This window comes from Pseudomonas sp. CFBP 13719, assembly GCF_014842095.1.
Classification (GTDB): Bacteria; Pseudomonadota; Gammaproteobacteria; order Pseudomonadales; family Pseudomonadaceae; genus Aquipseudomonas.
Genome location: NZ_JACYVB010000003.1, coordinates 898,318 through 910,580 on the forward strand (window position 1 = coordinate 898,318; position 12,263 = coordinate 910,580).

Annotated in this window: 11 protein-coding genes, 1 tRNA gene and 1 pseudogene; 6 read left to right on the forward strand and 7 right to left on the reverse strand. The window is 58.5% G+C overall.

What is annotated here, in order from left to right:
• Positions 1-5: 5 nt before the first annotated feature.
• Positions 6-260, forward strand: a pseudogene (locus IFT57_RS27010) (3-hydroxyisobutyrate dehydrogenase); the annotation flags it as partial.
• A 218-nt stretch (positions 261-478) separates the two neighbouring features.
• Here the strand turns inward: IFT57_RS27010 and IFT57_RS14425 are convergent.
• Positions 479-1,411 (reverse strand): LysR family transcriptional regulator, encoded by a 933-nt coding sequence (locus IFT57_RS14425; RefSeq protein WP_122477317.1) that lies wholly within the window; start codon positions 1,409-1,411, stop codon positions 479-481.
• Positions 1,412-1,532: 121 nt separating this feature from the next.
• On the opposite strand from IFT57_RS14425, the gene IFT57_RS14430 reads away from it, so the two are divergent.
• Positions 1,533-2,459 carry an alpha/beta hydrolase gene (locus IFT57_RS14430; RefSeq protein ID WP_192151828.1) on the forward strand — a complete coding sequence of 309 codons (927 nt, stop codon included), beginning with the start codon at positions 1,533-1,535 and terminating at the stop codon, positions 2,457-2,459.
• Positions 2,460-2,668: 209 nt separating this feature from the next.
• Here IFT57_RS14430 and IFT57_RS14435 read toward each other — a convergent pair.
• Positions 2,669-2,745: transfer RNA gene (locus IFT57_RS14435), tRNA-Arg, on the reverse strand.
• A 299-nt stretch (positions 2,746-3,044) separates the two neighbouring features.
• Between IFT57_RS14435 and IFT57_RS14440 the strand changes: the two genes are divergently transcribed.
• From IFT57_RS14440 to IFT57_RS14450, 3 genes are all read left to right on the forward strand, one after another.
• Positions 3,045-3,272 (forward strand): hypothetical protein, encoded by a 228-nt coding sequence (locus tag IFT57_RS14440; RefSeq protein ID WP_192151829.1) that lies wholly within the window; start codon positions 3,045-3,047, stop codon positions 3,270-3,272.
• 10 nt (positions 3,273-3,282) lie between these two features.
• A complete protein-coding gene (locus IFT57_RS14445; protein ID WP_122796374.1) occupies positions 3,283-3,468 on the forward strand; it encodes a PA3371 family protein in 186 nt (61 codons plus the stop codon).
• A gap of 381 nt (positions 3,469-3,849) precedes the next feature.
• A complete protein-coding gene (locus tag IFT57_RS14450) occupies positions 3,850-4,176 on the forward strand; it encodes an Arc family DNA-binding protein (RefSeq protein WP_043190613.1) in 327 nt (108 codons plus the stop codon).
• A gap of 58 nt (positions 4,177-4,234) precedes the next feature.
• Here the strand turns inward: IFT57_RS14450 and brnQ are convergent, their stop codons facing one another.
• A complete protein-coding gene (gene brnQ, locus IFT57_RS14455; RefSeq protein WP_192151830.1) occupies positions 4,235-5,548 on the reverse strand; it encodes a branched-chain amino acid transport system II carrier protein in 1,314 nt (437 codons plus the stop codon).
• 273 nt (positions 5,549-5,821) lie between these two features.
• A complete protein-coding gene (gene mqo / locus IFT57_RS14460; RefSeq protein WP_192048915.1) occupies positions 5,822-7,474 on the reverse strand; it encodes a malate dehydrogenase (quinone) in 1,653 nt (550 codons plus the stop codon).
• Positions 7,475-7,945: 471 nt separating this feature from the next.
• On the opposite strand from mqo, the gene IFT57_RS14465 reads away from it, so the two are divergent.
• Positions 7,946-8,509 (forward strand): GNAT family N-acetyltransferase, encoded by a 564-nt coding sequence (locus IFT57_RS14465; RefSeq protein WP_192151831.1) that lies wholly within the window; start codon positions 7,946-7,948, stop codon positions 8,507-8,509.
• Positions 8,510-8,576: 67 nt separating this feature from the next.
• On the opposite strand, the gene sucD is transcribed toward IFT57_RS14465, so the two are convergent.
• From sucD to lpdA, 3 genes are all read right to left on the reverse strand, one after another.
• Positions 8,577-9,458, reverse strand: a complete 882-nt coding sequence (sucD, locus tag IFT57_RS14470) for a succinate--CoA ligase subunit alpha (protein WP_122796370.1) — start codon at positions 9,456-9,458, stop codon at positions 8,577-8,579.
• On the reverse strand, positions 9,458-10,624 hold the full coding sequence (gene sucC / locus IFT57_RS14475; protein WP_122796369.1) for an ADP-forming succinate--CoA ligase subunit beta: 1,167 nt from the start codon (positions 10,622-10,624) through the stop codon (positions 9,458-9,460). Before sucC ends, sucD begins: the two co-directional genes overlap by 1 nt.
• Positions 10,625-10,802: 178 nt before the next feature.
• A complete protein-coding gene (gene lpdA / locus IFT57_RS14480; RefSeq protein ID WP_122796368.1) occupies positions 10,803-12,236 on the reverse strand; it encodes a dihydrolipoyl dehydrogenase in 1,434 nt (477 codons plus the stop codon).
• Between the last annotated feature and the right edge of the window lie 27 nt (positions 12,237-12,263).

A 12,263-nucleotide genomic window follows, 5' to 3' on the forward strand; every position in this document is an offset into this window, starting at 1 on the left:
TCGATGCCCAGGACCTCGTCGAAGACACCGGCTTTACGGCGCTTGCCGCCGGCAGCCTTGAAGATTCATGGCGTCAGCAACCGGGGACGCCGGCTTACTGTACCGAGCTGACGCTCCCTCAATTGCGACTGGCACTGCAAGCGGCAGACAAGGCGCGGGCGCCTGTGAACCGCGACGCGTTGCTGCTAAAGTTCATGGCACCGGCCAGTCAATTCACACACGAGCAGATCGTCGCCGCCAATCGCGCCGTAACGACCTGAGGCGACCTGAGGCGATAGAGTCGCCGGGGGCTCAGGTAAAGCTACCCATGAACCCCTGCCGCAGCTCCTTCCCTAGGGGGATAGGCCCCTGCATCGATCCCGACCCTGCCCGAGTCCGATATCGCTGAAGGGCAGCGGCAAACCTAGGCGGCGCCGGGTACCTCTCGCAGAGCCTCCAACCCCTGAAAAACAGGCCGAACCACGGAAGGCCTGTGTACTCAAGGTCGGGCAGCGCCAGCGCGTTGTTCCCAAGGTGGGCAGGGTGACCAAGCCTCTACAAGCTTATCGATGAAGAGTCGAATCTTTGGAGAGAGGTGTCGCTTGCTGGGGTAAATAACCCGAATGGGCTCTGCGGCCTCTGCATACACGGCGAGCAATTGAACGAGCTTGCCGTTTCTCAAATCCTCATTTATCACGTAAGACGGCAGCGTAGCGATGCCCAGCCCCGCGACAACAGACCGGTGCAACGACTCAGCGCTGTCCATTTGCAGCCTTCCACTACAAGTGAACGATACACAGCGCCCATTCACTCGAAAATTCCAGGGAAGCAATCTTCCACCACTCACGAAATGCAGGCACTGGTGCTCGGATAAATCCTCAGGGGTTTCAGGCTCTGCATGGTCAGCCAGATACTGGGGTGAGGCGCAGGTGATCATTTGTTGGTAGGCCACCGTGCGCGTCAGTAAACCAGAGTCTTCCTTGGGCGGACCGATGCGCATGGCCAAATCAAATCCCTCATCGATCAGATCGACCAGCCTGTCGGAAAAGCTGATGTCGACGCTCAGCGCAGGCCATTCTTCGAGACAGCGCTCGACGTGCTCAAGGATATGAAGCCTGCCTAGCGCGACAGGCAAGCTCATCCGCAGCCGTCCACTGGGTGTCGAACGGCGAAACGCAAGGGCATCCTCTACCTCGTCCAGGTCCTGCAAAACACCCACACAACGCTCATAAAGAACCTGGCCGTCATCCGTCATGCTCAAACTGCGCGTGGTGCGATTGAGTAGACGTACCTGCAGACGCGCCTCGAGCCTGACTATCGATTTGCCTACCGCTGAACGAGTGAGGCCAAGTTGCTTGGCCGCCGCAGTGAAGCTTCCAGCATTGACCGAGCCTACAAAAGCGGCGATATCGTTTAGGTTGTGGAGTTCCATAGGGCCTCTCTGTCCTCACCGCCAGGGCGGGCTGGCGCCTTTAATGGGGAACCCTATTCCCCAATACCAAGCATAGTATCTCGATTAGCTTATCCACACCCAAAGATCGATTGAGGTCATTATGAATATAGAAGTCCAAGCAGCCGTCCAAACCTGGGCCAACAGCCTTAGCGATCTGGTACCCGTTCTCAAGGGAATCGATACGACCACAAAGCTAAGCGACATCCGCGACGCCTACGCAAAAATGCTCGGACATAATCCAGCGCCCGATGGCGTCAGCTTCGAAGCAGTCGACATGGGTGGAGTGCCTGGCATCCTGGTGACTCCGCAGGAGATCAAAACCGACGCGGTAGTGATGTACATACACGGCGGGGCTTACATCGTTGGCCGTCCAGACGGTTACCACGGGATCGGCGGCAATTACGCGAAAATGCTGGGCGCTCGTGTATACATGCCGGACTACCGCCTTGCCCCTGAGCATACATTTCCAGCGCCCATCGACGACACATTGCGCGCCTACGAGTGGTTGCTCGAGCAGAACATTCCGGCCAGCAAGATTGCCTTTTCCGGCGAGTCAGCGGGCGGCGCGATGGTTGTCAGCGTAATGGTGGCGGCAAAATCCAAAGGCTTGCCATTGCCTGCCGTTGGCTCCTCGATTTCTCCGTGGGCAAACCTTGAACACACCGGCGCAGCCATGAGCAATCGTGAAGGACTGGATCCGCTGAACTCCAAGCCCGTGCTGGATATTCTCGCCAGAGCGTTTCTGGGCGACACGCTGGCCAATCATCCTCTGGCCTCTCCGGTCTTCGCGGACGTCACAGGCCTTCCGCCGATTCTGGTGCAGATAGGCGAAAACGAGTTGATGTTGACTGACGCCATGCGTCTTGCAACTCACCTTGCCGATAACCGTGTTCGCGTCAACCTGGAAGTATGGCCTGCGATGTTTCACGCCTGGCACTTTTACGCCGCGATCTTGCCAGAGGGTCAGCAGGCCATAGAGAGTTCGGTACGTTTCATCGAGAAAGGCCTGGCGGATGCCCACGGCTGAAACCCAGAACGCTCACTGCAGAAGGATCATTGGATAAGTTGACGCGGGCTCACGCCATTGCATCGGACGGGCGGGCCTCATCAGAACATCGTCTAACGGACTGCTCAGTACGTGAAGTCTGGGCTCCCTGTCGCTGAGGCGGGAACACTCGCCTCCTCGCAGTGCATGTTCAAGGCACTTGCGCAGCTAAAACAGTTGACGCGCAAGAATGGTGTCCCAGGCGGGGTTCGAACCTGCAACCTTCCCCTTAGGAGGGGGATGCTCTATCCAATTGAGCTACTGAGACACACGGCGTCGTGCCAGGCGGCACGACGAACGGCGTGCATGTTACCCAGCCACGCGTGGTTTGTCATGCAACGTGGACAGTTTTATCCGTGGCAAATGCCGATCAAGGACGAACGCGACAGTCATGCATTTTGCAATGCCTGCAGGGACCCAGGTATGCAGAATGCAATATCAATGTGCCTGCCTTCCTTGGTATGGCTCTGAATTCCCTAGAGATTTCGCTAACTAAAGAGTTGGCACGCGCCCTGCTATGCTCCTGGCTGAACACTGATTTGCCACCACCAGCCATGGAGCGTCCCAATGAACAACGTCCTCGTCATGCTCAACGTTATGGCATTGGTCACCTTCATTGGCTTTCAGTTCCACACTCAAGCCGACGATCCTGCACTTGTCCACATCGACGCTGCTCGACTAATCCCTGCGCCTGTTGCCCGCGTCGCGGCTTCGGGCCCTGAACGCCCTGTCATGGCTGCACAGGGTGTCAACGAGACCGCGACGAAGCAACGGTCTGAACGCTACATATTTTAAGGAGTTGTCGATGTCGAGATACGCCTTGGCGTTCATGTTAGTGGCTGCCGTGTGCTGGATCGGCGCACTCACCCTCGAGCAGAACGCCGTCGCTTTGGGGACAACGCTGCAAGTGCTGGGAAGCATAAGCGCTGTGGCATTTTTGCTGGCAATGGTCAAAGGCCGCAGGATCAAATTCGATCCATACCTGCATTGATTTCAACCCAATTGCCGCGTAGCGAAAATCAATACTAGCAAATGGCCCAAATGTCACTATGCTAGCCCAAGGGTAGCTCGCACGTGCTGTGCGCGGTGTGCACAAGACGGGTCAGAGCACCTCTCGAACGAATCTTCGACTTTATTCGAACGGCGTGATCGCAAATTTCCACCGGCCTTGTAAAATACCTGCCGCTGGGGACTGGCAAAATGCCACGATTCGGATCATTATTTGTCACAGATTTGGCGTCAAGGTTATGTCGCAATAAGGCATCATAGCGTGGCATCGGCAGGCTGGAACAATTTGCCGATCGGCGTGTCCTAACCGACATCCTGCGGCCTACTTCGAGAACCGCTCCCCCTGAACTTATCGGTCAACACTATGCGCCCACTCAAACAGGCTGTTTACTCCAGCCGCACGGCTGACAAATTTGTAGTACGTCTTCCCGACGGGATGCGTGAGCAGATCGCTGAGGTGGCTCGTAACCATCACCGAAGCATGAACTCCGAGATCATCGCACGCCTGGAACAGAGCCTGATCCAGGAAGGTGCCTTGGGTGAAGAGTTGAGCATGAAGATGGACAGTCCGGAGCTGTCGCTGCACGAGCGTGAGCTTCTGCAGCGTTTCCGTCAGTTGTCTCACCGACAGCAGAATGCGCTGGTGTCTTTGATCGCCCATGACGTCGAGGCTGCAGCCGAAGCGTCATGAACACCGCTGCAAAAAAAAGCCAGCTCTAGAGCTGGCTTTTTTGTGGGTGGAGCACAGCTCAAGCCGCTGCTTGAACCCTTGCGCCCATCAGGCGATCGATCAACACCGCCACCACCAGGGTTGCCACCGAAGGCACCAGCCAGGCCAGGCCTTGCTCGCTCAGGGGAAGATCGAGCAGAGATGTCGGCAGCCATTGCGAGAACCCCGCCCCCTTGATCGCATCGATCAGGCCGAACAGCAACGACACGAACATGACCGGCCCGAGAATGCGCGACTGCGAATGCCACAGCCCTGCGCAGAAGCTCAACGCCACCAGCACAATGCACGGCGGGTAGATGGCCGTCAGCACTGGAATCGAAAAAGCGATCAGCTTGGTCAACCCCAGGTTCGACACCAGCAGCGAAAACAGCGCGAGCAACAGCACCAGCGTCTTATAGGACAGCGGCAGCACTCGGCTGAAGTACTCGGCGCAAGCGCAGGTCAGACCCACTGCAGTCACCAGGCAGGCCAGCGAGATCAGCACGGCCAGGAAACCACTGCCCAGGGCACCGAATGTGTGCTGCACGTAAGCATGCAACACCGCTGCGCCATTGGTAGCACCGGCAGCTACAGCGTGGCTGCCCGATCCCAGACGAAACAGACTGACATACACCAGCGCCAACCCTACCCCGGCGATCAGACCCGCAATGATCGCATAGCGCGTAATCAGCTTGGGTGATTCAACGCCTCTGGAGCGGATGGCATTGACGATGACAATGCCGAACACCAAAGCGCCCAGCGTATCCATGGTCAGGTAGCCATTGATGAAACCCAGTGAGAACGGCGCCGCAACGTACTCGGGTACCGCATCACCGGTGGGGCCCACTGGCAGGGCAAACGCTGCAATACCCAGCACCGCCAGAGCGATGATTTTCAGCGGTGCCAGAAAGCGCCCCACGGTATCGAGCAGGCGTCCCGGATAGAGCGAAACGAAAAACACCAGCAGGAAGTACACCGCACTGTAGAGAAACAGCGCCAGCGGCGTCTCACCGGTCAGCGGCGCCATCCCCACGGCGAACGACACGGTGGCCGTGCGCGGTGTGGCGAACAGTGGACCGACGGCCAGATAGCACACCGCTGCAAGCAAACCGCCCGCCACCTTGCCGATCGGGCTGCTCAACGCATCCATCGAGCCGCCAACCCTCGCCAGAGCGACCACGGTTATTACCGGCAGACCCACTGCAGTCACCAGGAAGCCCAGCGCTGCCATCCATACGTTCGGGCCAGCCTGCAGACCAACGAAGGGAGGAAAAATGATATTGCCTGCGCCTACGAACAAGGCGAATGTCATGAAACCAAGTGCCAGAATATCCTGGCCTTTAAGCACTTTCATTGGAAGGAAACCACGTCAATAGATTGGAATTGAGAGAGGTTTTCCCCATGGATGAGGGAAAGACGGTCAACCGGATGAGGCCAGACCTGGTGCACGGACTTCAGCCTTGTGGGCAAGCCGGGCAAAACGGCGCGTAGAGTAGCGAAAATGCGCGCTCATCGCACTGTTGCAGTGCGAAGTGTCCGCTGAGTGCACCTGTGTGTCGCATCGGTGCAAGACTCAGCGGAAACGGTACAGCCAATCCTTTCACCCCCGAAACCGAGGGCTTGGGGATTACAGGGCCATGTCGGCCGCTGGATTGCTTTCAGCCTTCGGTGCAGCCTGACCTTCGATCGGGTTGGCAGCAGCGGCCGCCTGGTCGATTACCGGCGGTGCAACAGCCAGCTGCAGGATCTTCGCGGTGTAATTCCACTCCTTCTGCACAGCTTCTGGCGAGTTGTTCAGGGCGGTACCGTAACTAGGCACGATCTGACGCAGCTTGGCTTGCCATTCAGGCGTGGCAACCTTGTCCTTGAACGCTTTTTCCAGCACGTTGATCATGATCGGTGCCGCAGTCGATGCGCCCGGCGAAGCACCCAGCAAACCGGCAATGCTGTTGTCCTTGGACACCACGATTTCGGTACCCAGTTTCAGCACGCCGCCCTTCTCTTCGTCGCGCTTGATGATCTGCACGCGCTGGCCGGCCTGCCACAGACGCCAGTCTTCTTTCTTGGCGTTGGGGAAGTACTGCTTCAGTGCCTGGTAGCGATCATCGTCGGACAGCATGACCTGACCTGCCAGGTATTCGATCAGTGGATACTGTTCGATACCGACCTTGGTCATCGGCCATACGTTATGCAGGTTGGTGCTGGTCAACAGGTCCAGGTACGAACCGTTCTTCAGGAACTTGGTCGAGAAGGTTGCGAATGGGCCAAACAAGACCACGCGCTTGCCGTCCAGCACGCGGGTGTCCAGGTGCGGAACGGACATGGGCGGCGCGCCAGTCGACGCGATACCGTAGGCCTTGGCCATATGCTGCATGGCGACGGTCGGGTTCTCGGTCACCAGGAACGAGCCACCCACCGGGAAACCGCCGTATTCCTTGGCCTCGGGAATGCCCGAATCCTGCAGCAGATGCAGCGCGGCACCACCAGCGCCGATGAACACGAACTTGGCGTCGGTTTCGGTCTTGGTACCGTCTTTCAGGTTCTTGTAGCTCACGCGCCACGAACCGTCGGCGTTGCGCTTGATGTCTTGCACTTCGCTGGACAGCTTCAGATCGAAGCCGTTCTGACCCTTCAGGTGACCGACGTACTGGCGAGTGATCTCGCCGAAGTTCATGTCGGTACCCAGCGGACTCCAGGTGACGGCCAGTTTCTGATTAGGGTCGCGGCCCTCCATCATCAACGGCACCCACTTCTTGATCTGCTCGTGATCCTGGGAGAACTGCATGCCGGCGAACAGCGGGCTGGCCTTCAGCGCCTCGTAGCGCTTCTTGAGGAACTCGATGTTGTTGTCGCCCCACACGAAGCTCATGTGCGGCGTGGAGTTGATGAACGTACGTGGGTTCTTCAGAACACCGGCAGTAACCTGGTGCGCCCAGAACTGACGGGAGATCTGGAAGGCTTCGTTGATCTCGATCGCCTTGGCGATCTGGACCTTGCCGTCCTTGTCTTCCGGGGTGTAGTTCAACTCGGCCAAGGCAGAGTGACCGGTACCGGCGTTGTTCCAGCCGTTGGAGCTTTCTTCGGCAACGGCGTCCAGGCGCTCGACCATTTCCATCGACCAGCTTGGCTCGAGCTCGTTGAGCAGCACGCCCAGCGTGGCGCTCATGACGCCGCCGCCGATCAGCAGGACGTCGACTTTCTTCGCTTCGGCCGCTTGTGCCGACACCATCCCGATGGACAGAGCCAGACCCAGCAGCGCTGTGTTCGCTTTCTTCAACATACAGAAATTCCTAGGATTGAACGCCATTGGCTCGATCCGACAACGCTGACGTTTCAAGCTGCCCAGAGCGGGCCGCGAAACGAGTCGTCGGCAAACCGTGTAAATGGCATAGAAGGCCAAATTCGTTGCATCGGCCTCACATTCATGTCCTTAGCGTGCTGACTTTCTTGTTGAATATTGTCTTCAGCGACTTCAGTGACATCGACCTTGGCATGCCTTGCAGCACAAGGTCACTGCTGGCAGCCGGCCAGAATCCACAACCTGAACTTTCGTTCATGGGCTGCGACATTATGGCGGGTCGACATATTACATGAGAGTGGCTACCCGCAACCAGATCAATGTGGCCGATTGCCTCAATCGATATAAATGGTGATATCAATTAAGGAAAGCCCCTACATCGTTTAATGATATTTCCTACATGCGAGACTTCGTGAGCTCAGTAAAGTCCTCGGTTTTCATGAGCATTAAACGATGACCGACTGTACGGACCCACTCATACCCACGCTCACTACTCGCAGGCTGCTGTTGCTCCCGCTCACCCTGGCCGACGCGCCACGCTACCAGCAGCTGATCGCAGACTGGGACATGGTTCGCTACATCACTGCCAACATGCCGTGGCCCTACCCCGCCGGCGAAGGGCTGCGCTACATCCGCGACGATGCGCTGCCGGCCATGGCCGACGCCGAAGAATGGCACTGGACACTCCGGCTGCACGCTGCGCCTGAGACGATGATCGGCGTGATCAGCCTGATGGACGAATGCGACGACAACAGAAGCTTCTGGATCGCCAAGCCCTGGCAAAACCAGGGGCTCGTTGGCGAAGCATGCGAAGTGGTGACTCGTTTCTGGTTCCAGACCTTGGACAGACCCCTCTTGAGGGTTGCCAAGGCTGTGGCTAACGAGGCGTCCCGACGGATCTCGATGCGCGAGGGCATGCAGGTGGTTCTTCGGCGAGAACAGGACTTCGTATGTGGCCGCATGGAAGAGGAAGTCTGGGAGTTGACGCGCCAGCAGTGGCTGGCCCGGCAAGGTTAGCCTGCGCTGAAAACACAAAAGCCACCCGAAGGTGGCTTTTGCGACTACGCGAGCAGGTAAGCGAAGCTTACTTGACCGCCCAGCCAGTCAGCTCGGCCAAAGCCTTGCCGATGTCGGCCAGCGAACGCACGGTTTTCACACCGGCGTCTTCCAGTGCTGCGAACTTCTCGTCTGCAGTACCTTTGCCACCGGAGATGATTGCACCCGCATGGCCCATGCGCTTGCCCGCAGGGGCAGTTACACCAGCGATGTAGGAAACAACCGGCTTGGTTACGTGTGCCTTGATGTAGGCAGCCGCTTCTTCTTCAGCCGAACCGCCGATCTCGCCGATCATCACGATCGCTTCGGTCTTCGGGTCTTCCTGGAACAGTTTCAGGATGTCGATGAAGTTCGAGCCCGGGATCGGGTCGCCACCGATACCAACGCAAGTCGACTGACCGAAACCGGCATCAGTGGTTTGCTTCACAGCTTCGTAAGTCAGGGTGCCGGAACGCGACACGATGCCTACTTTGCCTGGCAGGTGAATGTGACCTGGCATGATGCCGATCTTGCATTCGCCCGGAGTGATCACGCCTGGGCAGTTCGGGCCGATCAGGACCACGCCCAGCTCGTCGCACTTGACCTTGGCATCCAGCATATCCAGGGTAGGAATGCCTTCGGTGATGCACACGATCAGCTTGATGCCGGCGAACGCTGCTTCAAGGATGGAATCCTTGCAGAAAGGAGCCGGTACGTAGATGACCGAAGCAGTTGCGCCAGTGGTGTCGACAGCTTCCTGGACGGTGTTGAACACCGGCAGGTTCAGGTGAGTGGTACCACCCTTGCCCGGGGTCACGCCGCCGACCATCTTGGTGCCGTAGGCGATAGCCTGTTCGGAGTGGAAAGTGCCCTGCGAGCCGGTGAAGCCCTGGCAGATGACCTTGGTGTCTTTATTGATCAGGACGCTCATTACTTGCCCTCCGCAGCTTTGACAACTTGTTGAGCAGCGTCGGTCAGGCTGGTGGCTGCGATGATGTTCAGACCGCTTTCCGCCAGTACTTTAGCGCCCAGTTCAGCGTTGTTGCCTTCAAGGCGCACAACCACCGGGATTTTCACGCCGACTTCCTTCACTGCGCCAATGATGCCTTCGGCAATCATGTCGCAACGAACGATGCCGCCGAAGATGTTGACCAGTACGGCCGCGACGTTGGCGTCGGACAGGATGATCTTGAACGCTTCGGTTACGCGTTCCTTGGTAGCACCACCGCCAACGTCGAGGAAGTTGGCTGGCTTGCCGCCATGCAGGTTGACGATGTCCATGGTACCCATGGCCAGGCCAGCACCGTTGACCATGCAGCCAATGTTGCCTTCCAGGGCCACGTAGTTCAGTTCGAACTTGGCGGCATGCGCCTCACGCGGGTCATCCTGCGATGGGTCATGGAAACCCTTCAGCTTGGGCTGACGGTACATGGCGTTGGCGTCGATGTTGATCTTGGCATCAAGGCAATGCAGATCGCCATCAGCCTTGATGACCAACGGGTTGACTTCCAGCAGGGCCAGATCGTGGTCCTGGAACAGCTTGGCCAGGCCAACGAAGATCTTGGCGAACTGAGCAACCTGCTTGCCTTCCAGACCCAGCTGGAATGCCAGCTCGCGGCCCTGGAACGGCTGTGCGCCGACCAGCGGATCGATGGTGGACTTGAGGATCTTCTCGGGAGTGTCGTGAGCGATCTTCTCGATGTCCACGCCACCTTCGGTGGAAGCCATGAACACGATGCGACGGCTGGAACGGTCCACTACGGCGCCCAGATACAGCTCTTTGGCGATATCGGTGCAGGACTCGACCAGGATCTTGGTGACGGGCTGACCGTTGGCGTCAGTCTGGTAGGTCACCAGACGCTTGCCCAGCCACTGCTGAGCGAAAGCCTTGGCGTCTTCCTTGCTGCGAACCAGTTTCACACCACCAGCCTTGCCGCGACCACCAGCGTGGACCTGGGCCTTGACGACCCACTCGCTGCCGCCGATCTTGTCGCAGGCTTCTGCGGCGTCTTCGGGGGTGTCTACCGCGTAACCCTTGGATACTGGCAGGCCGTATTCAGCGAACAGCTGCTTACCCTGATACTCGTGAAGATTCATGCTTATTACCGTCTTCGTTAGGTACTGCGCTTTTCGGCGCTGCGCTTCATGATTGAAGTGCCGCGCCACCTGTGACTGCTACTCGCCGGTTGACCGGCGAGGTGAGTCCGGCGGACGTTCCGCGGCAGGCCCTGTGAACAGGACATGCGACGGGCAGGACGCCGTGGTTTCTTATTGTTTAACGCTTCTTGCGGTTGGCGATGTGAATGGCGCCGCCATTCACGGCCAGGGCCGCTTCGTGCAGGGCTTCCGACAGGGTCGGATGCGAGAAGACCATCATGCCCAGGTCTTCGGCACTGGTGCCGAATTCCATGGCGATGGCGCCCTGCTGAACCAATTCTGCCGCGCTAGGGCCGATCACGTGTACACCCAGTACGCGGTCGGTCTTGGCATCGGCGATGACCTTGACGAAACCGCCGGTGTCGTTGGCCGCCATGGCGCGACCGCTGGCCGCGAACGGGAAGCTGCCGACGTTGACTTCAACGCCTTCGGCCTTCAGCGTCTGTTCGGTCTTGCCGACCCATGCGATTTCCGGGTGGGTATAGATGACCGAAGGGATCAGATCGTAGTTCATCACGGCCTTGTGGCCCTTAATGCGCTCGACGACCATGATGCCTTCCTCGGACGCCTTGTGCGCCAGCATCAGGCCACGCACCACGTCGCCGATGGCGTAGACGCCAGGCACGCTGGTGGCGCAATAGTCATCGACATAGATGAAGCCGCGCTCGTCGATGTCCACGCCGCTGTCCGAAGCCAGCAGGTCGGTGGTCACCGGGCGACGGCCCACGGCAACGATCAGCTTGTCGAAGGTGATCGTCTGTTCGCCGTTGGCGTCGGTGTACTTGACCAGGACTTCTTCGCCCTGCACTTCGGAGCCAGTCACGCGAGCGCCGAGCTTGATGTCCAGACCCTGCTTGGTGAAGGTCTTCAGGGCTTCCTTGGACACCGCAGTGTCGGCAGCCATGAGGAATGTGTCCAGCGCTTCGAGGACGGTGACTTCGGAGCCGAGGCGCGACCATACCGAACCCAGCTCCAGGCCGATCACACCGGCGCCTATGACGCCGAGACGCTTGGGCACCTGCTGGAATTCCAGCGCGCCGGTGGAGTCGACGATGATCTTCTGGTCGACAGGGGCCGGCGGGATGTCGATCGGACGCGAGCCGGACGCCAGAATGACGTTGTCGGCCTCGACGATTTCAACACCGTTGGGGCCGGTGACTTCGACTTTCTTGCCGGCCAACAGTTTGCCGTGGCCTTGCAGCACGGTCACGCCATTGGACTTGAACAGGCCGGCGACGCCGCCGGTCAGGTTCTTGACGATGTTGGACTTGCGACCAATCATCGCCGGTACGTCAATGGTCACGCCGGCGTGGTTGATGCCATGGATGGCAAAGCCATCCTGTGCTTCGTGGAATTTCCACGAGCTGTCCAGCAGTGCCTTGGAGGGAATGCAACCCACGTTCAGGCAGGTACCGCCGAGGGCCAGCTTGCCCTCGCCGTCTTGATATTTTTCGATACAGGCAGTCTTCAGGCCCAGTTGTGCGGCCTTGATGGCAGCGACGTAGCCACCGGGGCCTGCGCCAATCACTACCACGTCGAATTTCTGAGTCATAAAACGATTCCTATTAACGGCATGCTT

Excerpts from the sequence above, each read along its gene's own strand:
- IFT57_RS14425 (WP_122477317.1), bottom strand. The coding sequence starts at position 1,411 with ATGGAACTCCACAACCTAAACGATATCGCCGCTTTTGTAGGCTCGGTC.
- IFT57_RS14430 (WP_192151828.1), top strand. The coding sequence starts at position 1,533 with ATGAATATAGAAGTCCAAGCAGCCGTCCAAACCTGGGCCAACAGCCTT.
- IFT57_RS14440 (WP_192151829.1), top strand. The coding sequence starts at position 3,045 with ATGAACAACGTCCTCGTCATGCTCAACGTTATGGCATTGGTCACCTTC.
- IFT57_RS14445 (WP_122796374.1), top strand. The coding sequence starts at position 3,283 with ATGTCGAGATACGCCTTGGCGTTCATGTTAGTGGCTGCCGTGTGCTGG.
- IFT57_RS14450 (WP_043190613.1), top strand. The coding sequence starts at position 3,850 with ATGCGCCCACTCAAACAGGCTGTTTACTCCAGCCGCACGGCTGACAAA.
- brnQ (WP_192151830.1), bottom strand. The coding sequence starts at position 5,548 with ATGAAAGTGCTTAAAGGCCAGGATATTCTGGCACTTGGTTTCATGACA.
- mqo (WP_192048915.1), bottom strand. The coding sequence starts at position 7,474 with ATGTTGAAGAAAGCGAACACAGCGCTGCTGGGTCTGGCTCTGTCCATC.
- IFT57_RS14465 (WP_192151831.1), top strand. The coding sequence starts at position 7,946 with ATGACCGACTGTACGGACCCACTCATACCCACGCTCACTACTCGCAGG.
- sucD (WP_122796370.1), bottom strand. The coding sequence starts at position 9,458 with ATGAGCGTCCTGATCAATAAAGACACCAAGGTCATCTGCCAGGGCTTC.
- sucC (WP_122796369.1), bottom strand. The coding sequence starts at position 10,624 with ATGAATCTTCACGAGTATCAGGGTAAGCAGCTGTTCGCTGAATACGGC.
- lpdA (WP_122796368.1), bottom strand. The coding sequence starts at position 12,236 with ATGACTCAGAAATTCGACGTGGTAGTGATTGGCGCAGGCCCCGGTGGC.